Consider the following 22,909-nt stretch of genomic DNA (forward strand, 5'->3'; position numbering starts at 1 on the left):
CTGTTGCGGCATCCGGCCCATTAAAGACCCTGCCTGCTTGTCTTTCGGGGAACCGGGCGGGCAAGGTGGCCCGCCCGATCCATAACGGCACTAGACTGCAAAGCAGGAACAGCCAAGCGCCCCCCAGAACGATTTTGCATCCGCAACTGGCACAGGATTATTCCAGGCAATCCCGTGGTCATGTCCGTGGACACCGCAGCCATGATTGCAAGCGTCATGGCATGCGCGCTCCGCGTGATGGGCATGGGATTCCGGGCGCTGTCCGGGGCTTTCGTGATGCAAGACCGGGCTCCAGGAAGGAGATGCCGGCGGAATCTCCGGTGACAGGGGCTGATAACCGTCTTCGCCATAGACAACATTCCCCCCCACCATGGTCAGGACCGAATTGATCCGGCGAATTTCTTCGGGCGGGACACTTAGATAGTCAGCGGAAAGGATTGCCAGATCGGCATATTGTCCAGGTGCCAGCGTGCCTTTGACATCCGCCTCGCCCGAGAACCATGCCGACCCTTTCGTCCACAGCATGAGCGCAGTTTCACGATCAAGAACGTTGTCATTGTCGTAAAGTGACATACCGCCAACCGTCTTGCCGGTAGTCAGCCAGTAAAGACCGACCCACGGGTCGTAGGATGCAACGCGGGTCGCATCTGTTCCCGCCCCGACCGGAAGACCATATTCCAGCATTTTGGAGACAGGCGGGGTCGCCATGGCAGCATCCTTGCCATAACGGTCAACAAAATATTCGCCCTGGAATGCCATGCGATGCTGGATCGCGATGCCGCCACCCAGTGCCTTGATCCGTTCGATATTGCGTTCGGAAACGGTTTCGGCATGGTCGATGATGAACCGTGTCTTGAACGGCTGTTTACCATTCACCCTTTCGAATACACCAAGGAAACGGTCGATGGTTTCGTCATAGGTCGCATGGATGCGGAACGGCCATTCCCGTTCAGCCAGCAATTCAACGATGGGTTCGAGTTCGCTTTCCATGACCGGCGCCAGATCGGGGCGCGGTTCAAGGAAGTTTTCAAAATCTGCGGCCGACCAGGCAAGGTTCTCACCAGCCCCGTTCATCCGCAGCATATCATCGCCAGCCCCCGGTTCGGTCATTCCAACCCAACGTTCATAATCGCTAAGCTCGTTTCCGGCGTTTTGCGCAAACAGGTTATAGGCGATGCGGACAGTCATCTGCCCGTCATCATGCAGACGGCGAATGACATCATAATCTTCGGGATAATTCTGCCCGCCGCCGCCAGCATCAATGACGCTGGTGATGCCAAGCCGGTTCATTTCGCGCATATAGTGACGGGTGGAATTGATCTGATCCTCAATCGGAAGCTTGGGACCCTTGGCCAGCGTAGAATACAGAATCAAGGCAGATGGTTTCGCCACTAACAGGCCGGTTGGATTGCCCTTGGCATCCTTTTCAATGACACCACCGGGCGGGTTTGGTGTGTTTTTATCAAAACCAAGAACCTTGATTGCGGCCTGGTTCAATAAAGCACGCCCATAAAGGTGCAGGATGAAAACCGGCGTATCTGGTGCGGCAGCATTGATTTCATCAAGGGTTGGCATCCGGCGTTCGGCAAACTGGAATTCCGACCAGCCACCGACAACGCGCACCCATTGCGGGGCTGGCGTGACAGCCGCCTGCGCTTTAAGCATGCGTAGCGCGTCGGCAACGGACGGCACGTTTTCCCAGCGCAGTTCCATGTTGAAGTTAAGACCACCGCGAATAAGGTGGGTATGGCTGTCATTCAGCCCCGGAATAATCCGGCGTCCCGCGCCGTTGATCATTTTGGTTTTGCGATCGGCCAGTTTGCGTATCCCGGCTTCGTCACCGACCGCAAGAACCTTGCCATCGGCAATCGCAATGGCTTCTGCTTCCGGAGTCTTTGGGTCGAGTGTTGTGACCTTGGCGTTGTAAATGATGGTGTCGGCGGTCTGTTTCATTTGCTGGCTCCTGATCCCTGTAATCGGCAAAGTCGACAAGGCGGCCGTGGCGGCAACACCTTTCACGAAAGTCCGGCGTTTCATTGATTTGATCCCTGCAAAAAAGGCAGCCTGAGACAAGCGATTGACCGGCCCGCTGCCAAAAAGAAAAGGCACGACGGAGATCCCCTTCCGTCGTGCCATCACATCAGGAAGCAGCCTGCGGTGCGAGGCGCGGACCGTGTTCGACACGTTCCGGTGCCTTGTGAACCATGGTGTAGGCATAATCGACGCCCATGCCATATGCGCCGGAATGTTCTTTCACGAGTGCCATTACATCGTTGTAGGTTTCACGATGTGCCCAGTCGCGCTGCCATTCGAGCAGAACCTGCTGCCAGGTTACCGGCACCACACCAGCCTGAACCATGCGATCCATCGCATAATTATGCGCATCAACCGATGTGCCCCCCGAAGCATCGGCGACCATGTAGATTTCATATCCGCCTTCAAGCATTGCACAGAACGCAAAGGAGTTGTTGCAGACTTCGGTCCACAAGCCGGAAACGATCACTTTCTTGCGGCCGTTTGCAGCGAGTGCATCACGCACTTTCTGGTCATCCCAGGAATTCATCGAGGTCCGTTCGAGAAGCGGCGCTTCGGGGAAGACGGCCAGAAGTTCCGGATAGGTATGGCCCGAAAAGCTCTCTGTTTCGACGGTCGTGATCGTGGTCGGGATGTTGAAAATCTTGGCAGCCTTCGCCAGACCAACGGTGTTGTTTTTCAGAACCTGACGATCAATCGACTGAACGCCGAATGCCATTTGCGGCTGGTGATCGATGAAGATGATCTGCGAATTTTTCGGAGTAAGAAGTTCGAGCTTTGACATGATAATTCTCCTGTTAATGACGTAAGTCTTGCCTGTTGATCCCCACCCGTTTTCATCTGTGCTCGGGTGATGAGGAGATAATGACATCTTTTAAAAATGGAACAATTCTGTTATTTTGAGACAAATTATCCCAAATTTGAGACAAATTAACGATGGATCGTTTTGCTGAACTGCGCGCTTTTGTCGCAGTGGTTGAGAATTCCGGCTTTACCGCAGCGGCACGGGCATCACGCCTGCCCCGGTCTACGGTAAGCCGATTGGTCATGGGTCTTGAAGAAAGGTTGAATACGCAGCTTCTTCAGCGATCGACGCGAAGCGTTGCAACCACCAGCACGGGGCAGGTTTACTATGAACGCGCCCGGCAGGTGCTTGATGATCTTGACGAGATTGACCTTGCCGTTACGACAACGTCTTCGACACCGTCAGGACATTTGCGCATTAGTGCACCCCTACCTTTTCAGGGCATCAACTTCGCCCAAACCGTGGCGAATTTTGTGAAAGTCTATCCGGATATGACGGTTTCAATGGATCTGGAAACCCGACTGGTCGACCCGGTGTCGGAAGGCTACGATCTGATCGTGCGAATCGCCCGCCCAGACGAAGAAACCAATCTTGTTGATCATCGCATTGCGACGCTGAAATACGTTACCTGTGCGGCGCCAATGTATGTTCGGAAATACGGAATGCCTGAAACCCCGGCCGATCTGCGCAATCACAAACTGATTGTCTACGCAAACCGCAATCGCATGCGGAACTGGATCTATCAGACAGCCAATGGCCGGGTCGAAATCAAAGCAGACTCTGCAATGAAGACCAACAATATGGAAGCATTGATGGTTTGGGTCGAAAACGGCTTGGGCATATCGGTGCTTCCGGAATATGCCCTTCGCGATGCTTTCAAATACAAAAGGCTGGTAAAGCTGCTTGAGGATTACGAACTGCCGGAACTTTGCCTGCAGGTCATCTATCCACCGACCCGGCACCTGTCGTCAAAAGTACGCCTGTTCACCGATATGGTCGCCGAGGAATACTCAGCCGTTCACTTCTGAAGCCGAAAGGCCGGGGAAACAAACCAACGGGATATCGACTACAGGACTTCCTTGACCTTGGTCGCAAGGTCTTTGAGCGAGAAGGGCTTGGGCAGGAAATGCACGCCGTTTTCTTCGTCAAGTTCGTCACGATAGGTATCTTCGGCATAGCCCGAGATAAAGATGACCCGCAAATCCGGACGCTTTTCGCGCAGCATCCGGATCAATGTCGGACCATCGATACCGGGCATCACCACATCCGAAATGACCAGATCGATGGTCTTGTCGGTTTTCGCCAAGACCTCAAGCGCGTTGTCGCCATTGTTGGCTTCAAGCACATCATACCCTTTGCCGCGAAGCGCGCGCGCACCAAATGTTCGCACCGCATCCTCGTCCTCGACCAGAAGGATCGCACCGGTACCGGTCAGATCGCGGGACGGGGCTTCTTCGGCCACCGCGCGGGTTTCAGCCAGTTCTTCCTCGGTCGCCTCATAACGCGGCAGATAGATCGTAAAGGTCGTGCCAACACCAGGTTCTGACTGGACGGCCACGAAACCGCCGGTCTGTTTGACGATCCCGTAAACGGTCGAAAGGCCAAGCCCCGTCCCTTCGCCGCGTTGTTTGGTCGAGAAGAAAGGTTCAAAAATGCGCGTCAGGTTGTCCTTGGGAATACCGATACCGGTATCGGAAACCTCGATACGAATGTAATCCCCCGGCGGGATCAATTCGGTACCGGTATTTCGGGCTTCGTCGACAATCTCGGTGCCGGTCTGGACCGTCAATGTCCCGCCATTGGCCGCCATGGCATCGCGCGCATTGACCACCAGATTGATGATCACCTGATCAAGCTGCCCCGGGTCAACCTTTACCAGACCGATATCGCGCCCATGACTGACCTTCAGATCAATCTTTTCACCAATCAGGCGACGTAGCAGGTTCGACATTTCCGCCAGCGCATCGGTGATATTGATGATTTTCGGCTGCAATGTCTGACGGCGCGAAAATGCCAGAAGCTGCCGAACAAGATTGGCCGCACGATTGGCATTCTGTTTGATCTGCATGATATCGGCAAAGCTGGGGTCACCCGGCCCATGCCGCGACAGCAACAGATCGCAGAAACCGATCATCGCGGTCAGCAGGTTATTGAAATCATGCGCAACCCCGCCCGCAAGCTGCCCGACGGCCTGCATTTTCTGCGACTGGGCAAATTGCTCCTCAAGGTTCTTTTGTTCGGTCGTATCAAGGAAGTTCAGCAGAAGCGCTCCGGCTTCACCTGATCGCCCGGCGACACGTTGCAGGTAAATCTGTGCGGCCACGCCGCGCGAGCCTTGCAAGCGGGCCTCGATCTGGCCGCCTTTGCCCATGCCCATGACGGCCTTGGACAGATAGCGCGCGACCTCGTCGCGGTCTTCCGGCAAGATCAGTTCAAGGATTGACCGCCCAATCACCCGTTCATGACGCTGGCCCGCCGTTTCGATAAAGGCGCGGTTGGCGTCGGTAACAGTCCCCGACATATCAGCCAGAACAATCGACAGCGGACTGTCATCGAAGAACCAGCGCACCCGGCGTTCTGTTTCCGCAAGCGCATGTTCCCATTCATGGGCCGGCATCGGATCAGGGAAGACAACAGCCTGGCTTCGGATCGGACCGGTGCCCGGCGCATTGATCGAATGGGTGACAAAGCATTTGATCGGCTCGCCGCCTTTGACCTTAAGCTTCACCTCGCCATTCATGCCATCGCCGACGATCAAATCTGCCAGTTCCAGCGTACCGCTGGCGAAATCCTCAGGTTCTCCGCCCAGCCAGCTTGCCAGACGCCGGTTCAGGTAAAGAATGCGCCCTTCTTCATCCAGCCCACAGACACCGACAGGCAGGCGTTCGATCATTTGATCGGCCTGCTCGCTTCCGGCGCCGTCTGCCATCCGCGAGGCGACCCCGCCGACCGTCATTTCATCATCGGTACCGGTAACAAACGCGCCAAAGGCCGCAGACTGTTCTGCAACAACAAGTGAACGCCCCACTTCAGGCATGGCGGATGGATCAATACCGTCAACAGTCCAAAGCATCTGCCCAGCACGGGCATTTGCCGCCGTCACCGAAATCCGCAGGCAGGCCGTACCGGCTTCATAGGTTTCTTCGGCAATCTCTTCTGACGATGCTTCGTCACTACCGGCATCATCCTTCCCGATTGCATCACTGTTCACAGGTTCGGCAGGGGCTGCAAGTGCAAGTTGCTCGGGCTTTTTGGCCTGCGAAAAATCAACATAAATCTCGCCGGCCTCGCCCCGCATTGCACGCGTGCGCAAATCGGCGAGTTCGGAACTGCCGACATCCAGATAGCTCAGGCGTGCCTCAAGTGCGGCAAGCATGTCTTCGCCCGGTTCGATACCGAGTTTGCGAGGAAAGGAGGGGTTGGCATAAAGCGTGCGGCCATAGGCATCGATCAGGGCAACACCAATATCGGAATGCGCCAAACCGTTCAGTAAGGGCGCAAGGTCACTATCACCGGCAGATCGCCAGCGCGCAGACAGTGACAGGGCGGCCACCGCAACGATCGCGACCCCTGTTACCATGGACCCGATGATCCACATGATACGCGCATCAAGACCAGCCTTTGCCATGACCTGCAAGAGGACATAAACAAAAGCGACAAATGCGACACTTACAGCAAGGATAATTCCCCGAAACAGCACGCGACCGCCTTTAACGCCAATAACTTACAATATTGCTCTATACTTTTAGCTGCTATTGGGCTGACTGGCTACCGGCAAGTTTTACATTAGCCGGAAGACATAATGTACTCTGCCCGGGACCGAGACCTAGCGCATGATCGCAGCCGCAATTTCCTGCCCCAGATCGGCAATCGCAGCATTCCGTTCATCCATTGATGCAGATGTTTGGGTTATATATATCGCAACAATCACCGGCTTTTGTTCCGGCGGCCAGATCACTGCCGCAATCGCACGCGATCCAAACCCGCCTGCCCCGGTTCGGTCCGCAATCTTCCAGTCATCGGGCAAACCAGCCCGCAGCAACGGGCCACCGACCTGATTACCCATCAGCCAATCTTCAAGAAGCTGGCGGGATTCCGGGGACAGGGCATCGCCAAGCAACAGATAGGCAAGCAAAGCACGCATGGCATCGGGTGTTGTGGTATCACGCGGATCACCCGGTTTTGCGGTGTTCAAATCGGGTTCGATCCGGTCAAGCCGGGTCACATCATCGCCAATGTCACGCAAATAGGCGGTAAGTTTACCCGGCCCGCCCAACGCATCAAGGATAAGGTTGGCGGCTGTATTGTCGCTCAGATGCAGGGTGGCTTCGCACAGTTCCCCGATCGTCATTCCGCCATCAACGTGCTTTTCGGTTATCGGGGAATAAGGCACCAGATCTTCGGCGCCGTAAGTAATCCGGCGATCAAGCGTTTCTGTTCCAAAGTCGACCTTGTGCAGTACCGCGGCACAGGCAAGAAGCTTGAACGTACTGGTTAGCGGGAAACGTTCATCCTCACGATATTGCCATTCCCGACCATTTTCCACATTCAGAATACTGACACCAACCCTTGCACCAAGTCGGGTTTCAACCGCATGAATGGCGTCCATCAGACGATCATTGGCCGATGCGGCCATCGGCATCCCAAACGGCAACAGCAGTGATAGAATAGCAGCAGTTGCCAGAACGGCTTTTTTAAAGGCAGACATGTTTTGCAGATTTCCCGGAAACAAAACAAACAGATAACGAGGCAGGCTGCTTGTTACCGGGATTAACGGCTGAATTTTGGCGCAATAATGTCGAAAGGTCGAACTTGCGATTGGCAGCGGGGCCGGCACTCAACCCAGCTTCTTGCCTCGCTGGCGGAAAACGAACGAGATGATTTCGGCAACCGCCTTGTAATGTTCCGGCGGGATTTCCTGATCGATTTCCACGGTCGCGAACAGGGCACGCGCGACCGGCGGGTTTTCCATGATGGTGACATTGTTTTCTTCGGCCACTTCACGGATTTTAAGCGCAATATTGTCCTGCCCCTTGGCGACGCACATCGGGGCTTCCATCGCACCGACATCATATTTCAGCGCTACCGCATAATGCGTCGGGTTGGTGATCACGACGTCGGCGGTCGGAACGTTCTGCATCATGCGCTGCTGGGCACGCTGCATTCGGATCTGGCGGACCTTGGCTTTGATTTCTGGGCTACCCTCGGTCTGTTTGTATTCGTCCTTGATCTCCTGCTTGGACATTTTCATCTGCTTGGTGAATTCGTATCGCTGATAGGCAAAATCGAGCCCCGCGATCACGGCTGTCAGCGAAATGGCTGCGATCATCAAAATAATGATCATATCGTAAAGCCGTTCCAGCGCCATTTCGATCGGCATCTGAGGATAAAGCTCAACATCCATCAGTTCGGGAACAATCACGAACCCCAAGACCGCACCGACCAGGACAATCTTGAAAACGTTTTTGACGAATTCGACCATGTTCTTCATCGAGAACAGGTTCTTCGCCCCATTCAGAGGGTTAAGTTTATCCGGTTTAGGAGAAATGCGTTCAACAGCGATGACCAGGCCGTTTTGCAACAAATGCCCGGCAGCCGCAAAAAACATCAAAAGAACAAAGGGAATGCCCAATACATAAAGCATTCCTAGCAGTACATCTTTCATCAGTACCGGCAGGCCTGCCTGGCTGACATCATACATATGCGGATGTTCGATAAATCCAACCGCAAGATCCCGGACTGACTGCGCCATGCCGGGTGCCATCATGGTCATCACCAGACCACCACCAAATAGCAGCATGAAGTTACCGACTTCCTTGGAAACCGGTACCTGCCCTTTCTTTCGGGCGTCCTCAAGCTTTTTACTTGTGGGGTCTTCTGTTTTTTGGCTGTCGTCTTCGTCGGCCATTCCCATACCATTCCGGGTTGCCCGGCATTATGCCGTAAGGTTGGCGGTCCCTAGGGGTTGACGAAACTTTCCAACCCGTTTTCGTAATATTCCAAAAATACCATCATCATGGTCGGTAATGCCAGTGCCAGAAGCACAAAAGCCAATCCGATCTGAACCGGCATGGCAACAAAGAACACCGGCAACTGGGGCATCAGCTTGTTCAAAATGCCCAACGCCACCTGCAGCACGATTGCAACGATCAGGAACGGAGCCGAGATTTTCATCGCGATGACAAAACTTTCATTGATCGCACGCGCGAAAAATTCGCTCATATCACCAACCGGCAAGGCCCCCCCTGGCGGAAACAGGGAATAGCTCTCAAACACAGCCTGTATCATCAGATGATCAAGGCCGGTCACAAAAATCAAAACCATGCCGATTTGTGTGATAAAATTGCCGGTTACCGCACTTTGCGCTCCCGACAGCGCATCACCGCTGAAGGCGTTTGCCATCGAAGAACTATAGGCAATAATCGAGCCGGCTGTTTGCAAACCAGCCATCATAACCTGCCCAAACAGACCAAAAAATGCACCGATGGTCAGCTCGTAGGCCAGATGAACAAAAAGTGTCGGAGCATCAGCAGGCTGTTCGGGTATCAACGGACCCGCCAGCGGTGAAATCACCACTGCCACCCAAAAAGCAAAAACCAGCCGCACCCGTGCGGGTACAACCCTTGCCCCGATTCCAGGCATAAAGGCAAAGGCCGCCCCGACCCTGGCAAAGCTCATCAGGACCACATAGACATTAAGTGTCAGAAGATCATCGAGATTCATCTTCTTTCAGGATGTCCTGTTGTTGGTTTTTTGCTAATTCGGCAGGCCAATAAAATGATCGACCATTCGTCCCATGAATTCGGTCATTTCCGTCATCATGAAAGGCAAAAGCACCAGAAGTGCGATAAAAATCACGAGGATTTTGGGTACAAAAGTCAGGGTCATTTCCTGGATTTGGGTCAAAGCCTGAAACAGCGCGATGACCAAACCGACACCCAATGCAATCAGCATCAAGGGCGTACTGACCTTCAGAAGAGTCCATACGGCATCATAGGCCACGTCCATGATTTCCGCTTGATCCATCGGGTCTTCCTGCCTCGTCTTCCGTCACGTTACATCATTCATACAGGATAAGACCGGTGATGGGCCATGATTTCCTGCAATTTCAATTCGATCGCCCTGAAAACAAAAAGCCGCACGAAATTCGTGCGGCTTGCTCAAGGCGTCCTTCCGACAATTCAATCAACCGTCAGATAGGCATGCTCAGTACACTCTGGTAGGCTTCAACCGCCTTGTCACGAACACTGACCACAGTACGAAGTGTGACTTCGGCAGCCGAAACAGCGGTCACCACTTCATGCAGTTCCGCGTCACCAACGATGGCCTTCTGGGTCATCTGTTCACTGTTCACCATGGTTGCACGGGCATCAATTGCCGCCCCCTTCACCATATCGGCAAAACTTTCCCCCGGATTGACCGTCTGGCCGTTACCGCCAACACGCTCGGCCACGCTTGCGGTCTTGCCGCTTGCAGCGTTCCGGTAGGCAGAAATGGCATCGTTAAAACTGGCAACCATCGGTTCGTATCCTTAAAGCGGCGTTTGCAGACCTGATATTTTGTAACTTACTGCAGAATATCAAGGGTCTTGAGCAGCATGCTGCGCGAAGACTGTATCACATTGAGGTTGGCTTCATAGCTTCTCTGTGCTTCGCGCAAATCCATCATTTCGACCAGCGTTTCAACGTTCGGAGTCTGCACATAGCCCTGATCGTTGGCGGCCGGATGGCTCGGTTCGTATTTCATACCAAAATCGGACTTGTCCGTCATGACTTTATTGACCTTGACCAGCTCGACACCGACTTCCCGATCCATCACATTTTTGAAAGTCAGCAGCTTGCGGCGATAGGGGTCCTGCCCCTGCGCGGTCGGAAGACTGTCAGCGTTGGCAACGTTTTCAGCCGCGATACGAAGACGGGTACCCTGTGCACGCATGCCTGCAGCGGAAATTTTAAAAGCTTTGTAAAGTTCCATGATCGCTTATTCCTTTAACGCTGCTTATGCGCGGCCCAAAGCCGAAATCATCATCGACTTATGCTTGGCATAAAGTCGGGTCATGGTCTGATAATCGACCTGGTTTTCGTTCATCTTGACCATCTGCTCTTCAAGGATGACGGCGTTTTTGCCGGGCGCGACCTCATAGTTCTTGCGCACTTCCTCGTCCTTGAAGTTCTGCGGTTTGTGCAGGCCCTGGCTGTGCCCCGGTGCGGTCGCCTGCATCGCCAGAATAAACTGGCGGTCGCGACCAATGGTTTTCGGGTCGAATTCTTTAAGGTCGTTGGAGCGGTAATTAGGCGTATCGGAGTTGGCAATATTCTGCGCGATGACTTCCTGACGCTGCGTCAGCCAGTCCATCTTTTCTTTCAGATTGGCGAACATGCCAAGTTTGCCGATATCCATTGCCTGCTCCTGTTATCGCGACCCCAGTATTAGGCGGGCCGGTAAAGTCGAAGTTAACGCCGTGCCCGGATCGGGCCCCGGATCTGGTCAAAGGCTATTTTTGCCGCCCCGGCTCGATCCTGCAAACTATGTTGCATGAGGCGTGCCAAAACCAAAAAAGCGTTAAATTACAATGCCGGGCCGGGTTGCTATCGGTGACACTGGACCGCGACGGACAAAGCGGGCATATTGTGTCGCGTCTGGCGAATTTCTTTCGCCATCTATCGAAACCGGGACATTTCATGCTCTATCTCACACGAAAAGTTGGCGACTCCGTTGTTATTGACGACAACATCGAAGTTACCGTCGTTGAGGTTCGCGGCAAAACCGTGAAGCTGGGCTTCACCTTTCCCGAAGATGTACAGGTCCTGCGGCGTGAACTTTATGATCGCATTCAGGAAGAAAACCGTTCGGCTGCGGCCAGTGCGGATCTTGTGCGTCAATTGGGTCAGGTCACCAATGCGGTTGCCGACAATATGAAAAACAGTCCTGATGCCGACAAAGACGACGGTAAAGACTGATTTTCCGGTCGCGCAATCACCGGCATGGGCCGGGGATGCAAGACCACCGACATACGACAGACACTATCGTCATCCTCCTGGCAGGTAGCCGGGATATTGACCCTCATCTGTCGAATTCGCCTGCGCCGCCCTCTCCTGCTCCGTTACAGCATCATCAACATTCTGACCGGTTGCGGGTGACGGCAACGATTTGTTGACCATCTTCTGGCTATGGTCGAGGCTTGTGAATGGCGATAGAGCCGCGCAAAACGCGGGAACTTGACGAGATGGGCAAGAATGACCGGTAACCGACCCAAGGTCGACATCACCGATCCGCGCGAAATCCGCTCGGAAAATCTTGCCGCGCCCGGTTCCAGCGACCAGAAAGCCGTGGCACTAAGCTATGCCCATGGCAGGGATAACGCGCCGATATTAAGCGCGAAGGGCGAAGGCAGCGTTGCGGAACAGATCTTGCAACTCGCTTTTGCCAACGGGATCAAAGTCCGCAAAGACAGTGATCTTGCAGAAATTTTGATGGCTGTGGACGTCGATAGCGAGATTCCGCTCGAAGCGTTTGCCGCCGTCGCCGAGATTCTGAACTATATATACCGTATCAACCGGATTTACGGTGATCCGGCGAAGAAAAGGCCGACGACGTCGAATATCGACCAAGTATCGGCAAACAGTTTTGCAGATCGCAACCGGGAAGATCCAAATGAGCCCTGAACAATTCAAACCCGATCAGTTCAAAAAAGATCTCAAACGTGTTTTATCCCTGATCACGGCCAGTCAGCGATTTGTCGATGACGGCAAAGTGGTCGAGCTTAACACGCTGGAAACCAAAATTTCCGATCTGTGTGTGCAGGCTCGTGCAATGAATGGCGAACAGCGCCGCGAGGTCGCACCACTTCTGGCGGCGCTGACCGACGATTTGGCCCGTCTGGAAACCACGATGCACAAGGAATATTCCGAACTGCAACGCCAATTGCGCGGTCTTAGCAATAACGCACAGGCAACCAATGCCTATGCGCATGCAGCCCGGACCACCCGCTGAGCAAGTTCCGTCACACCGTTTTGCGGCGCAACGCCGGATCGCGAAATCCGATGGTGACTTGCCTGCATCACCTGTGCACGGTAAACAGAACGGGGTCCGGATCATAAAACCGGGCAACATCACAGGTCCGTCGCGGGGAAGGTAACCTGATGGAATTTAGCGCTTATTTCCGATTTGTTGCGGCCCTTGTCTTTGTACTGGGCATGATCGGGGTTTTGGCGCTGGTCGCACGGCATTTTATTCCCGGTGCACGAAACATCAATCGCCGCAACAAGGAACGCCGGGTTTCAATCGTCGAAGTCGTTCCGGTTGATACCAAACGCCGACTGGTTCTTTTCAAACGTGACGATACAGAACATCTGGTTTTGCTCGGCCCTGCCGGGGATTGCGTGATCGAACGCAATATCGGCACACATTTTTCCGAAGTTCTCAGCGACGATATGCGCATTCATGGCGATGATAATCTGCCCGATGCCGCACCGACGTCCGACACCGACACAAACCCGACCAAGATCAACGGGAAACAACCTGCATGAGCATTGCGCCCATTTCGCATTCCCGACAGGATCAAGCCAGACAGGCACATCCGCCCCGCAATGGTAGCGTGCCGCGCTGGCTGGTATTGGCAGCAGTCTGGTCACTGGTACCATTGATCGCTATCGGATTTGGCGGCGACACAGTCCATGCCCAGACATTCAATTTCGATCTTGGTGAAGGACCCGGCGTGACTTCATCGGGCCGGATGATCCAGCTTATCGGCCTGATCACGGTACTGAGCCTTGCCCCTGCCATCCTGATGATGGTGACGTCCTTTACCCGGATTGTTGTGGTACTCAGCCTGCTGCGCACCGCCCTTGGCATTCAGCAATCACCGCCCAACCAGGTCATGGTCAGTCTGGCGCTGTTTCTGACATTGTTCATCATGATGCCAACGATGGAACGTGTTTGGGACGAAGGCCTGCAGCCGATGATCAACGGCGATATCGACGAATTCGAAGGCATGGAAAGGTCCGTCAGGCCGGTTCATGACTTCATGATGACGCAGGTGCGTGACCGCGATCTTGAACTGTTCGTCAATCTTGCCAATGTCGAAGTAACCGGCCCGGAAACCATCCCGCTGCGCGCCTTGATCCCGGCCTTCATGATCAGCGAATTGCGCCGCGCGTTTGAAATCGGCTTCCTGCTGTTTATCCCGTTCCTGATCATCGACATGGTGGTTGCCAGTATCCTGATGTCAATGGGTATGATGATGCTGCCACCGGTCATCATCTCGTTGCCATTCAAGCTGATCTTCTTTGTGATGGTCGATGGATGGTATCTGATATCGGGCTCGCTGGTCGAGAGTTTCGGCGGTTAGCGACCGTTAGCAAAACTCCAAAAACAAAAGCCGCCTTGCACAAGCAGGCGGCCTTTTCTGATTATCACGGCTGTCATGTCAGACCGATCGTTTTCCCGTTTTGAAAACATTCTTTTCAAGCGGCTTCAGGCCGAAGCTGCCACGACGTGGTGCCGGGTTATCCGCAACATAACGATCTGCCTGCTGGCGTTCACGGTCGTTCATACGCGCCCGCACAGCTTCCATTTCGCGGTATGCCTGACTTCCCGCGGATGGTGCAGACATCCTGAGCCAGTAATAGGCCATGATATTGTCCTGATCGACACCGCTGCCAATCGCGTAAAGCCGTCCCAGGGCAGCCTGCCCGTTGGCTGATCCCTTGCGTGCCGCCCGTTCATACCAGCTTGCTGAACGGACCATATCAACCGGCACCCCAAGGCCATGTTCATACATCACACCAATCAGGTGATAGCCACCCGGATGGCTGAGTTCCGCCAGGTCCATCGCAAGATCAAGTGCCGCGGCATAATCGGGTTCACGATGCGCAACACCAAAGATCAGAATTTGCGTCATCTGGTATTTGGCAGAAATATCGCCCTGATCACACGCATTCATCAACATTGTCCAGCCGCGGTTAAACAGCTTCAGGTCGGATGAATGGCAGAAATACATCGCCAGATTGGCCTGGGCATAGGTATCGCCCTCGTTCGCGGCCATTTCAAACCAGCTGATGCTTTCGGCAATATTCCGTTCTGCCCCCAATCCAACACCAAGGGCATAGCCAAGAGCAGATGCCGCTTCGACACTGCCGGCACGGGCTGCGCGCAGATTATATTCAAACGATTTTGACGGATCGCGTTTTACACCGCGCCCTTCAAGGTAAAGATAGGCAAGCACACTGGCAGCAGAGGGGTCATTGGCCTCGCTCGCGCGGTGCAGATATTCCACTGCCATCTCGTCGCTCTGATCGACACCCCATCCATTGAGGTAACACACCCCAAGGTTATAAAGGGCGGCGATTGATCCGTTTTCGGATGCCTGTTCAAACCATTCGGCCGCAGTTTCGGGATTTTCCGGCACCCCCAGCCCCTTGGCATAAAGATAGCCAAGATTATTGGCCGAAATGCCTTCGCCGCCAAGTGCCTCTTCGCGGAACCAATAGGCTGCCTCGCGGTACCACTGATCACCTTCGCCCTGATCCTCGGCAACACCGATCCCCTTGGAACGCATGAAGCCATAACAGATGGCAGCAAAGGCGCGGCTTTGACGGTGAATCTGGTCAAGAATCTTGCGCGTGGCGCCCTCATCCCGCGGCATACCAACGCCACGGAAATGCCTGAGCGCAAGCGAAAGCTGCGCGAAGATATCACGCTCGACCTTCGCATCATCGTAATAGACCATTTTAAGTGCACGATCCATCACAGCACTGCTTCCACCAATAGAAAAGGACTGAATTTTTACACCTTGAAGGCGTACCAATCCAATCAAAACATAAATATGACTATTAGTTTATAGCACTAAGCTGCGACTTTTCCAACTGATCACGATAGTTGCCCAAAAATCCCTGGAAACTTTCGACCTCGTCAACCTTGCTTGCAAGGGTCCGGTAGTCGATCAAACCTTGAGACGGGCTTGATGTGATCAGGCTAAATGCTTCGGCATAAGGGCTTTGCGCCATCACGATGCCGTAACGACGTTTAAGCATATTAAGCGTGCGTTCTTGCCCGCCCATCGCAAGATTAACTGCCCAGTTCAGGACATAACGGGCACGTTCATCGCCAAAATTCTCGATCATGTTGCCCTGATCTTCGCCAACGAGACGCTGGAAAGTTTCGGCCGCCGACAGATAATCACGAGTATCCCGGTAATATTCCACACGCAAAAGTTCCGCATCCTTCGAAAGGTCGCCTTCAAGGGATGCCATGGCTTCGGCACCGCGATCTGTATCAAGCAGCGCACGCGCCCGCAGATGCCGGCGTTGCGTTTCCAGCTCGTCAGACATGCCGGCGACTTCGCTGTTATCAAGCACGCGAATGGTTTCTTCGGGCTTACTGTCAAGCAGATACACCAGCGCCAATCTGGCACCGACACGCGCCTTCTCCGTGCCGTTCAGGCGGAAATCAACCTGATGTTCCAAAAGGGTTTCAGCCCGGTCAAACAATTCGACATCCACCATACGATCGGCCAGACGGCGGATCAGCTCATCACCCTTTTCGCCCGCCGGTGTCAGTTCGCGGAACTCGTCATACAGCGCAACCGCCTTGATAGCTGAAATATTATTGATCTCGTCACCAAGATAGATCGATTCGAACGTGTCATGCATCATGTCGGTGACTTCTGTCGCCGATGGACTATTGGGGAAGAAAATCGCCGCCTGACGCAAGGTATTCAGACCTTCGCGATATTGCTTGTTTTTGATCTGCAGTTCGCCCAAACGGCGCAACAGCGCCATTTCGAATCCATCCCCTCGCCATGCAAAACGCAGTTTTTCCAGTTGCTCGATGGCATCATCAAGGGTCAGACGTTCAAGACGCATCAAAAGTTCGGTGCGATCAAAGATGGCATGCGCGCGTGCCTTGCGATTGTCGCCTTCGGCAACCTCGTCCCAGGTGGCGACGGCCTGTTCGAACTCGCCGGCTTCTTCTTCAAAGATGCCTTTCAGATATTCGACATCCTTGATCTTGCTTTCGCCAAGTCCCTTGGCCACAAGCATTTTTTCGATCAGGTCCATGCCTGCTTCGGGATTGCCGACGATCAGAGCCTGTTCCGCAGCCAGTGGCCCCAGTCGCGACAGCAATTCTGGCGGATAATTATCAAGGATATGCACGCTTTCCAGAAGATCCCGCGCACCATCGTTCGGCCGACCGCGTGCAGCCGACGTGACCGCCCGCCACAATTGCATTTCGGGAATGGCGCGAAGGCGCTCGTCCTCCAGCAGACGAGCTGCCTCATCATATTCTCGGTCAAGGAACTTGATCGCCGCCTTTAGGGCGCGGAATTGCAGTTTCTGCGCGATCAGCGGATCGTCATCTTCCATGGTCGAAGCAACAGCATCGGCTTCGGGCCCTAACCCGTTGGCCATGTAGTATTGCGCGAGTTCAAGGCGGGCCTTGTTGCGGTGTTCGTCACCGCTTTGCGCCAGTTCCCGACGCAACTGATGGATCGCCTTGTTGTAATTATCAAGACCACCGCGACGCCAGTCATCAAGCTCGAAAATAAGACCTTCGCGCCCTTCTCCCGCGCGGGCACGCACGCCGGTTGCAGAAGCCAGAAGACGCGCACCTTCCGGCGAGATGTTCAAACCATCCGCCGCCGTCACCACAACAGCCTGACCATCATCACGATTGGTAACCTGGACGGTTTCGTTGACCGGGGCAACAACCACCCCCTGGACTGACGGAAGAACTTCGAAATCGGGATAACGCAATGCCGTCTCGATTCCGTAACCCATCTCGCGTGTTGGCACGACACGCAAAGAATCGCCGACCTCCGGGTCTTCGATCGGAATTGTCGGACTGATATTGATCAATGGCACGACAAGCCGGGCACGTGTCTGATTATCCAGTTCGATTGACGGGCCAAGCCGTTCTATCGGCTGCATGGTGCCCTGCTGAAGGGTAACGTCCCAGTCGCCATTCTCAGAAGGTGTGCTATAAAGCCCGACCCCTTCGGGGATGGTCATCCGCAAGACCGTTGCATAGGGGCTGTCGATCTGCTCAATCACTCCGATAATCTGGGCTGCATCCTGACGAACAGCATCAAGATCAAGACTTGCGCGCACATCAAATACCATCCACAGGAAACCGGCACGCGACCAAATTGCAGCCCCGCCCGGCCGCCCGAACGGGAAGCCAAGTGTAAGTCTGCTCTGGTCCTGTGTCACCGTGACTTCCAAAGTCCCGATGCTTTCGCGAGCTGGTGCAACAGCCTCGGCCGAAACCGACGTGTCAGCCTGCTCTGAAAGTCCGCGTGCAATCGGATCATCCGTTGGCGCGGTCGGCGAAGGGACCGATACGCTTTCAGAAGCCACGCCAGAACGCGGTGCACCAGCAGAAGACGATGCATCGGATGCAGTTTGACGTGGTGCTGCTGGTGCGGCAGGTGCCGTGGGGGCAGACGGCGTCGGGGACGCGGACCGGGTTGCCGTCGTTGTTGCGGGGCGACCCGTATCGGCGGGATCACCCTGAACGCCCATCAAATCAACGACGACTTTGTTCCCGGATCTGAAATGCCTCAGCGCGCGCGGTGGATTGGTCTCGATACCAACAGATAACGGGTCTGTTGCACTTTGGCGAAGCGTGACACCTTCGGGTAAACGGCGTGTCACGCCAGTCGCATCAATACGGGCGGGACTGGTAAAGGCCAGGGTCTGGTTGCCCTGATCACCATTCAACGCGTAATCGGTACGATTGGGCCAATCAAAGACCAGTCGATAGAATGTTGGATGCCGACCAACCCGGACTTCAAGGGCAGGTGTGGCCGCAGCAGGTGTGACGGCGGCCTCTGGCGTCGATGACGTGTTTGGTCGGGCTTGCGGCGTGGGTAACGGTTCGGATGCAACTTCAGCCGGAGGATTGGGTGCCGGACGGGGCGGTGTCGGTTCCGGCGATGCAGGCTGTACGGGCGCTGGAGCTGGTTTGTCCAGAATATCGAGAACCACATTGTTCCCGACATTGAAAACCCGGGCCTCAAAATCGTCACGCAGAACAAAAGCAACCGTGCGTCCGTCAGGATCAAAAAAACCGTCACTCACATAATCGGAAACAGGTCCGAGTACACCGCGCATTGAGGCAACAAGTGGCTGGTCAAAACGCACGACAAGCTGATCACCGATGATTTCAGCGGTGTAATTGACGGGCTTGTTCCATTGCAGAACGATACGTCCATAGCCACTATGTGCGCCCGAGCGGATGATCACCGGATCTGCCGCCTGGGCGAGTGCGGGGCGCGTTCCCATGACTGGCAATACTGCCAGACCGGCCACCACAACAAAGGCAGCCAGCAGGAGACGCGCTACGACCAAAAGCATTCTTACGAACCTCCGATCCCGCTTCCGCTATGGGGTTCAATCACAATGTCGACCCGACGAGCCATTGTAAAACGTGCTTGCTCGTCTGCCATAATCGGAAGCTGGTCGTATCTTGATGCCGCAAATCCGTAAATATTTATGTAATCCGTGTAACCGGATCTTTTAAGTTCGTTGGCAACGGCAGCAGCACGGGCCAGGGAAAGTTCCCAGTTAGAGGCATAAAGGCCCCGCCCGCTGACCGGTCGGGGGTCAGTATGTCCCTGAACGCCAATCCGGTTTCCGATATTCCTCAGGACACCGCCAAGAACAAACAAAGCCTGACGGGCCTTATCCGTCATATCGGAACTACCACTGATAAACAGGATATCGCCCGGTAAGGAAATGACAAGTTTGTCCGCATCACGACTAAGTGTGGCATCGCCCAGAACATCGTTGTCATCAATCGCGTCATCAATCACGGCGCTGAGGTAATCAAGGTTCATCGCAGGCTTGCGATAGACACGCGGAATGTTCAGCTGCGCGGTTGGCTCATCACTCTCTTCGACCGGGGATGGTTTGATTGATTGCGACAAAGAGTCGACGACCTCGTCCCAACGGTCAATTTTGACCTTGGACATGGCAAACAACATCACAAAGAACGTCAGCAACAGCGAAATCAAATCCGCCAAGCTTAGCATCCATGGCGGCGGCCCCTTCGGACCATTGTCACGCTTCATCTCGTCCATCAGCCATTCCCCCCCGTTTGCGGTGCCAACGGAATGGGCGCGTTAATTCCCGGTCGATTGCCCCCCGGAAGCGGGATCAGCATTTTGCCACTATTTCCATTCCCCGGACCACTTGATGCCGGTGCAGGTATCGCGCCGTTATCCGTGCTATCCGATTGCGCCGGTGTCGTAATCGGAACAGGTGGCTCTTTCGGGCCGAAATCCCAGAAAAAGCGGAAGGTGACGATGAACGGATCAGCCCCGGGATCAATACCGACATAAAGATTGTTTTCAGGTGCACCGCGATCAATCAGGTCGCGGGCAAACGCCCCTGCGCGACCGATCTGAAGATTGTTTTCAATCTCGACGGTCCCCTTTGACCCGACTTCGCTGCCCATCACCATTTCCATCTCATAAGACGCATAACCGCTTTCATCGGCCAGCACTTCTGCAAGCTGGTCCATGAATTCGTTCTGGCGCTCACGGATCAAAATGGAATTTGGATCAAACAGCTGTTCGACATGCATGATGACTTCCATCAGCGTGCCCGGCTGGATGACCTGAACACGAACAACCTTGATTGCGGTCTGGAACAGGGAACCCAGTTTGTCCTGGGTATCTTCGGCCGCAACAACCGGTCCCTCGATCGAGGTGACGGTTTGCAGGCTGGTGGTCGGTGGCAGAATGGCGGCAAATGCAGAAGAAAGGCTTTCCTGAACTTCCCGGGTTTTGACTTCCTCGAAGGTCGAAATGGTATTCAGCAGAATAAAGAAAGCCAGCAGCAGCAGATAGAGAGCGAGGAACAGCGCAACCGCCCCGTTTGTAGGCGGGCTTGGTGGTCTTGGTCCGTCGTCCTCTATTTCCGCCATAACCGTCCCATTTAGCTAAACATCGCGTCGATGTCAGCCTGCGAGACACCTTTACCGTCGAGCTGCGGCCCGTTCAGCAGGGCCGCTTCACCTTCGGGTTCCTTCTTCTTGCGGGGATTGGATGCGGCATATTTGGCAATTTCGTCACCAAATGCCTTGACCAGTCCTTCGACCCGTTCCTCAATAGATTTCAGGGCCTTGATCACCTTGGTGGTCCGTTGACCTGTGATATCCTGGAAGTTACAGGCTTCATAAACACGCATCGTTGCGCTGGTAACGATTTCTGCCTGCTCGGGGGGGAGAGTTGTAGCGAACTCCTCAAGCGTATCCATCGCATCAAGGATTTCATGCGTTGCCCCGGCTGTCGCATCGACAATCGCGTCGAGCTCGTCCGTGGCATTGGGGATATATTCCGCCTTGATATCGTCCGGCCGCAAAGATGCGATTTCGGATTTCATCTTGCGAATGATGCCCGAAAGTTCATCCAGTTCACCAAACAGGCGTTTCTGGTCATCCGATGGCTTGTCACCTTCCGACACAAAGCGGGAAAGCTGATCCATCAGATCGGACAATTGTTCGACCTTAAGCTCGTCACCATCAAGGCGCGCCTTCAGGTCCAGCAACAATTGCCGCAGTTCGTCTTTGGACGTTTTGGACATCATGGTATCGCGGGACTAATGCCCCGCGCCCCTAATCAGAACTCACCGATAACGGTGGTGAGTTTGCCCTTCAACGTCTCTGCGTTGAACGGCTTGACGATATAATTCGAAACGCCGGCTTTTTTCGCCATGACAACGTTTTCGGTTTTCGCCTCGGCGGTGATCATGATGAAGGGCAGATCCTTCAGCTTTGTATCAGCGCGAACTTCCTTCAGAAGCTGAAGACCGGTCATCGGCTCCATGTTCCAGTCGGAAATCACAAGGCTGAACGGCTTTTCGCGCAGTTTGCGCAACGCCATGCTGCCATCCGTCGCTTCTTCGATATTGGTAAAGTTCAGCTGCCGCAGGAGATTGCGGATGATACGCAACATGGTTTTGTAGTCATCCACAATCAGGATCGGCATATTCGGATCGACGGCCATTCACCACTCCATCATGCTATCAAATCTCTCACCCTTACCCCTGTATTCCCTGTGCATAAGGGTAAGGCCCCTATAATCGTGATGTACCTATTTAACAATGGTTAATCAAGGCTTTTCACAATTCCCTAATAACGTCCATCATGTTGATGATGCTTGAATAATCCCCCGGCTGACAGCCTTTTATACAGACGGGATTTTACCCGCACCTGCATCTTGGGCATTATTGAAGCGGCAACATGTTGATATCCTGCTTGTAGGCCAGTTCTGTTGTCAGGGCACGGGCGCGATCTGCGGACATTTCAGCAAGAACAGCAGCAGTATTTGCCTCGCGCATGCCAAGTGCGACCTGCAACAATATATCCATATCAAGATCATTCCAGATGCGAGCGGCATCCTTTGGTTTCATTTTTTCATAAACGCTGATCAACTTGGTGATCCGTTCGTTTTCCTGCTCTTCCTTCGTCTCGACCAGACCTTCGATGGCCGTTTTCAGCGATTTCATTTCCTCGATCTTCGCATCAATCCGGGCTTCGGCGGCCGCCAGCAGGCTCTCGCGCTCATCAAGACGCTGCTCCTTGCGATCCAGCTCTGAACGCCGGACAGACAGGTTCTGCAAAAGATCGATCTCTTCCTGGGTAAACAGGGTCGGGTCCCCGCCCAGCATCGGCGGCGTATCACCCGCATCTTCCGGCAGACCGGAAGCCCCATCGCCTTCCATCATTCCCAGGGGATCGTCCAGTCCAGGGCCGGGAGTCCCGTTCGTGGTCGCCGGATCGGTTGCTGGTGCCGGCTGCTCCTGTGCCTGAGCACGCGCAACCTGCATCACACTGACACCGGAGGCATCAGTGGCATCATTGCCTTTGGGTTCATCCGAAAACAGCCCGACGATTTTGACCGTCAAAACGATAAAACCGACTACGACCACCAACGGCAGGATACGCACAGCAGACATTCATTCACCCGGTAGACGGAACGCTTTCGCATCCACATTGAATTTCAAATCATATACTAACAGGTAGGTACCAAATTTGTCGAAAAAAGACGCCAAGCCTGTTTTT

The 22,909-nt window shown here is 54.2% G+C and carries 23 protein-coding genes; 6 read left to right on the forward strand and 17 right to left on the reverse strand.

The genetic code is table 11. The annotated features are described in order from the left end of the window. Positions 1-90 precede the first annotated feature (90 nt). Positions 91-1,953: an amidohydrolase gene (locus TH5_RS10235; RefSeq protein WP_114121782.1), complete on the reverse strand. Its 1,863-nt coding sequence runs from the start codon at positions 1,951-1,953 to the stop codon at positions 91-93. 187 nt (positions 1,954-2,140) lie between these two features. Then, the gene (locus TH5_RS10240) at positions 2,141-2,818 is read right to left on the reverse strand and encodes a hydrolase (RefSeq protein ID WP_244204872.1); all 678 of its coding nucleotides are present in this window, start codon (positions 2,816-2,818) and stop codon (positions 2,141-2,143) included. Positions 2,819-2,970: 152 nt separating this feature from the next. Between TH5_RS10240 and TH5_RS10245 the strand changes: the two genes are divergently transcribed. Next, positions 2,971-3,867 carry a LysR family transcriptional regulator gene (locus TH5_RS10245; protein ID WP_114121783.1) on the forward strand — a complete coding sequence of 299 codons (897 nt, stop codon included), beginning with the start codon at positions 2,971-2,973 and terminating at the stop codon, positions 3,865-3,867. A 38-nt stretch (positions 3,868-3,905) separates the two neighbouring features. Here the strand turns inward: TH5_RS10245 and TH5_RS10250 are convergent, their stop codons facing one another. The 8 genes from TH5_RS10250 to flgB all read right to left on the reverse strand — a co-directional run bounded on the left by TH5_RS10250 (position 3,906) and on the right by flgB (position 11,239). Further along, positions 3,906-6,539 (reverse strand): hybrid sensor histidine kinase/response regulator, encoded by a 2,634-nt coding sequence (locus TH5_RS10250; RefSeq protein ID WP_114121784.1) that lies wholly within the window; start codon positions 6,537-6,539, stop codon positions 3,906-3,908. A gap of 126 nt (positions 6,540-6,665) precedes the next feature. Then, the gene (gene bla, locus TH5_RS10255) at positions 6,666-7,547 is read right to left on the reverse strand and encodes a class A beta-lactamase (RefSeq protein WP_114121838.1); all 882 of its coding nucleotides are present in this window, start codon (positions 7,545-7,547) and stop codon (positions 6,666-6,668) included. Positions 7,548-7,676: 129 nt separating this feature from the next. Next, positions 7,677-8,747, reverse strand: coding sequence for a flagellar biosynthesis protein FlhB (gene flhB / locus TH5_RS10260; protein WP_114121785.1), 1,071 nt, complete (start codon positions 8,745-8,747; stop codon positions 7,677-7,679). A gap of 50 nt (positions 8,748-8,797) precedes the next feature. After that, on the reverse strand, positions 8,798-9,562 hold the full coding sequence (gene fliR, locus TH5_RS10265) for a flagellar biosynthetic protein FliR (RefSeq protein ID WP_062952869.1): 765 nt from the start codon (positions 9,560-9,562) through the stop codon (positions 8,798-8,800). Positions 9,563-9,595: 33 nt separating this feature from the next. After that, on the reverse strand, positions 9,596-9,865 hold the full coding sequence (gene fliQ / locus TH5_RS10270) for a flagellar biosynthesis protein FliQ (RefSeq protein WP_062952870.1): 270 nt from the start codon (positions 9,863-9,865) through the stop codon (positions 9,596-9,598). 166 nt (positions 9,866-10,031) lie between these two features. After that, a complete protein-coding gene (fliE, locus tag TH5_RS10275) occupies positions 10,032-10,358 on the reverse strand; it encodes a flagellar hook-basal body complex protein FliE (protein ID WP_062952871.1) in 327 nt (108 codons plus the stop codon). Positions 10,359-10,405: 47 nt separating this feature from the next. Further along, the gene (gene flgC / locus TH5_RS10280; protein WP_007090579.1) at positions 10,406-10,813 is read right to left on the reverse strand and encodes a flagellar basal body rod protein FlgC; all 408 of its coding nucleotides are present in this window, start codon (positions 10,811-10,813) and stop codon (positions 10,406-10,408) included. A 24-nt stretch (positions 10,814-10,837) separates the two neighbouring features. Continuing rightward, entirely contained in the window at positions 10,838-11,239 is a 402-nt protein-coding gene (flgB, locus tag TH5_RS10285; RefSeq protein ID WP_114121786.1) for a flagellar basal body rod protein FlgB, read from the reverse strand. Between the two features lie 194 nt (positions 11,240-11,433). Between flgB and csrA the strand changes: the two genes are divergently transcribed. The 5 genes from csrA to fliP all read left to right on the forward strand — a co-directional run bounded on the left by csrA (position 11,434) and on the right by fliP (position 14,189). Then, positions 11,434-11,799, forward strand: a complete 366-nt coding sequence (csrA, locus tag TH5_RS10290) for a carbon storage regulator CsrA (RefSeq protein WP_244204873.1) — start codon at positions 11,434-11,436, stop codon at positions 11,797-11,799. A 276-nt stretch (positions 11,800-12,075) separates the two neighbouring features. Continuing rightward, on the forward strand, positions 12,076-12,504 hold the full coding sequence (locus tag TH5_RS10295; RefSeq protein WP_114121787.1) for an EscU/YscU/HrcU family type III secretion system export apparatus switch protein: 429 nt from the start codon (positions 12,076-12,078) through the stop codon (positions 12,502-12,504). Continuing rightward, positions 12,494-12,832, forward strand: a complete 339-nt coding sequence (locus TH5_RS10300) for a hypothetical protein (protein WP_062952875.1) — start codon at positions 12,494-12,496, stop codon at positions 12,830-12,832. The genes TH5_RS10295 and TH5_RS10300 overlap by 11 nt, the downstream gene beginning before the upstream one ends. A 149-nt stretch (positions 12,833-12,981) precedes the next feature. Continuing rightward, on the forward strand, positions 12,982-13,368 hold the full coding sequence (locus TH5_RS10305; protein ID WP_114121788.1) for a FliO/MopB family protein: 387 nt from the start codon (positions 12,982-12,984) through the stop codon (positions 13,366-13,368). After that, positions 13,365-14,189, forward strand: a complete 825-nt coding sequence (fliP, locus tag TH5_RS10310) for a flagellar type III secretion system pore protein FliP (RefSeq protein WP_114121789.1) — start codon at positions 13,365-13,367, stop codon at positions 14,187-14,189. The genes TH5_RS10305 and fliP overlap by 4 nt, the downstream gene beginning before the upstream one ends. Positions 14,190-14,267: 78 nt before the next feature. Here the strand turns inward: fliP and TH5_RS10315 are convergent, their stop codons facing one another. The 7 genes from TH5_RS10315 to TH5_RS10345 all read right to left on the reverse strand — a co-directional run bounded on the left by TH5_RS10315 (position 14,268) and on the right by TH5_RS10345 (position 22,803). After that, positions 14,268-15,587, reverse strand: a complete 1,320-nt coding sequence (locus TH5_RS10315) for an SEL1-like repeat protein (RefSeq protein WP_114121790.1) — start codon at positions 15,585-15,587, stop codon at positions 14,268-14,270. An 85-nt stretch (positions 15,588-15,672) separates the two neighbouring features. Next, entirely contained in the window at positions 15,673-19,197 is a 3,525-nt protein-coding gene (locus TH5_RS10320; protein ID WP_114121791.1) for a tetratricopeptide repeat protein, read from the reverse strand. Between the two features lie 2 nt (positions 19,198-19,199). Further along, positions 19,200-19,922: an OmpA/MotB family protein gene (locus TH5_RS10325; RefSeq protein WP_114121792.1), complete on the reverse strand. Its 723-nt coding sequence runs from the start codon at positions 19,920-19,922 to the stop codon at positions 19,200-19,202. Then, positions 19,922-20,770: a flagellar motor protein MotB gene (locus tag TH5_RS10330; protein ID WP_097051018.1), complete on the reverse strand. Its 849-nt coding sequence runs from the start codon at positions 20,768-20,770 to the stop codon at positions 19,922-19,924. Before TH5_RS10330 ends, TH5_RS10325 begins: the two co-directional genes overlap by 1 nt. Before the next feature lie 11 nt (positions 20,771-20,781). Next, positions 20,782-21,429, reverse strand: a complete 648-nt coding sequence (locus TH5_RS10335; protein ID WP_114121840.1) for a protein phosphatase CheZ — start codon at positions 21,427-21,429, stop codon at positions 20,782-20,784. A gap of 35 nt (positions 21,430-21,464) precedes the next feature. After that, complete coding sequence (locus TH5_RS10340; RefSeq protein WP_062952883.1) at positions 21,465-21,851, reverse strand: response regulator; 387 nt, start codon at positions 21,849-21,851, stop codon at positions 21,465-21,467. 220 nt (positions 21,852-22,071) lie between these two features. Continuing rightward, on the reverse strand, positions 22,072-22,803 hold the full coding sequence (locus TH5_RS10345) for a MotE family protein (RefSeq protein ID WP_114121793.1): 732 nt from the start codon (positions 22,801-22,803) through the stop codon (positions 22,072-22,074). Positions 22,804-22,909: the final 106 nt, after the last annotated feature.

The sequence above is a fragment of the Thalassospira xianhensis MCCC 1A02616 genome (assembly GCF_003326475.1).
In the GTDB taxonomy this organism is placed as follows: domain Bacteria; phylum Pseudomonadota; class Alphaproteobacteria; order Rhodospirillales; family Thalassospiraceae; genus Thalassospira; species Thalassospira xianhensis.

Coding starts and splice junctions, on each gene's coding strand:
- flgC (WP_007090579.1), bottom strand. CDS start 10,813: ATGGAACTTTACAAAGCTTTTAAAATTTCCGCTGCAGGCATGCGTGCA.
- fliR (WP_062952869.1), bottom strand. CDS start 9,562: ATGAATCTCGATGATCTTCTGACACTTAATGTCTATGTGGTCCTGATG.
- fliE (WP_062952871.1), bottom strand. CDS start 10,358: ATGGTTGCCAGTTTTAACGATGCCATTTCTGCCTACCGGAACGCTGCA.
- TH5_RS10335 (WP_114121840.1), bottom strand. CDS start 21,429: ATGTCCAAAACGTCCAAAGACGAACTGCGGCAATTGTTGCTGGACCTG.
- bla (WP_114121838.1), bottom strand. CDS start 7,547: ATGTCTGCCTTTAAAAAAGCCGTTCTGGCAACTGCTGCTATTCTATCA.
- fliP (WP_114121789.1), top strand. CDS start 13,365: ATGAGCATTGCGCCCATTTCGCATTCCCGACAGGATCAAGCCAGACAG.
- TH5_RS10340 (WP_062952883.1), bottom strand. CDS start 21,851: ATGGCCGTCGATCCGAATATGCCGATCCTGATTGTGGATGACTACAAA.
- TH5_RS10320 (WP_114121791.1), bottom strand. CDS start 19,197: ATGCTTTTGGTCGTAGCGCGTCTCCTGCTGGCTGCCTTTGTTGTGGTG.
- TH5_RS10235 (WP_114121782.1), bottom strand. CDS start 1,953: ATGAAACAGACCGCCGACACCATCATTTACAACGCCAAGGTCACAACA.
- fliQ (WP_062952870.1), bottom strand. CDS start 9,865: ATGGATCAAGCGGAAATCATGGACGTGGCCTATGATGCCGTATGGACT.
- TH5_RS10300 (WP_062952875.1), top strand. CDS start 12,494: ATGAGCCCTGAACAATTCAAACCCGATCAGTTCAAAAAAGATCTCAAA.
- TH5_RS10240 (WP_244204872.1), bottom strand. CDS start 2,818: ATGTCAAAGCTCGAACTTCTTACTCCGAAAAATTCGCAGATCATCTTC.
- flgB (WP_114121786.1), bottom strand. CDS start 11,239: ATGGATATCGGCAAACTTGGCATGTTCGCCAATCTGAAAGAAAAGATG.
- TH5_RS10330 (WP_097051018.1), bottom strand. CDS start 20,770: ATGGCGGAAATAGAGGACGACGGACCAAGACCACCAAGCCCGCCTACA.
- TH5_RS10315 (WP_114121790.1), bottom strand. CDS start 15,587: ATGGATCGTGCACTTAAAATGGTCTATTACGATGATGCGAAGGTCGAG.
- TH5_RS10325 (WP_114121792.1), bottom strand. CDS start 19,922: ATGGACGAGATGAAGCGTGACAATGGTCCGAAGGGGCCGCCGCCATGG.
- TH5_RS10245 (WP_114121783.1), top strand. CDS start 2,971: ATGGATCGTTTTGCTGAACTGCGCGCTTTTGTCGCAGTGGTTGAGAAT.
- TH5_RS10295 (WP_114121787.1), top strand. CDS start 12,076: ATGACCGGTAACCGACCCAAGGTCGACATCACCGATCCGCGCGAAATC.
- TH5_RS10305 (WP_114121788.1), top strand. CDS start 12,982: ATGGAATTTAGCGCTTATTTCCGATTTGTTGCGGCCCTTGTCTTTGTA.
- TH5_RS10345 (WP_114121793.1), bottom strand. CDS start 22,803: ATGTCTGCTGTGCGTATCCTGCCGTTGGTGGTCGTAGTCGGTTTTATC.
- flhB (WP_114121785.1), bottom strand. CDS start 8,747: ATGGCCGACGAAGACGACAGCCAAAAAACAGAAGACCCCACAAGTAAA.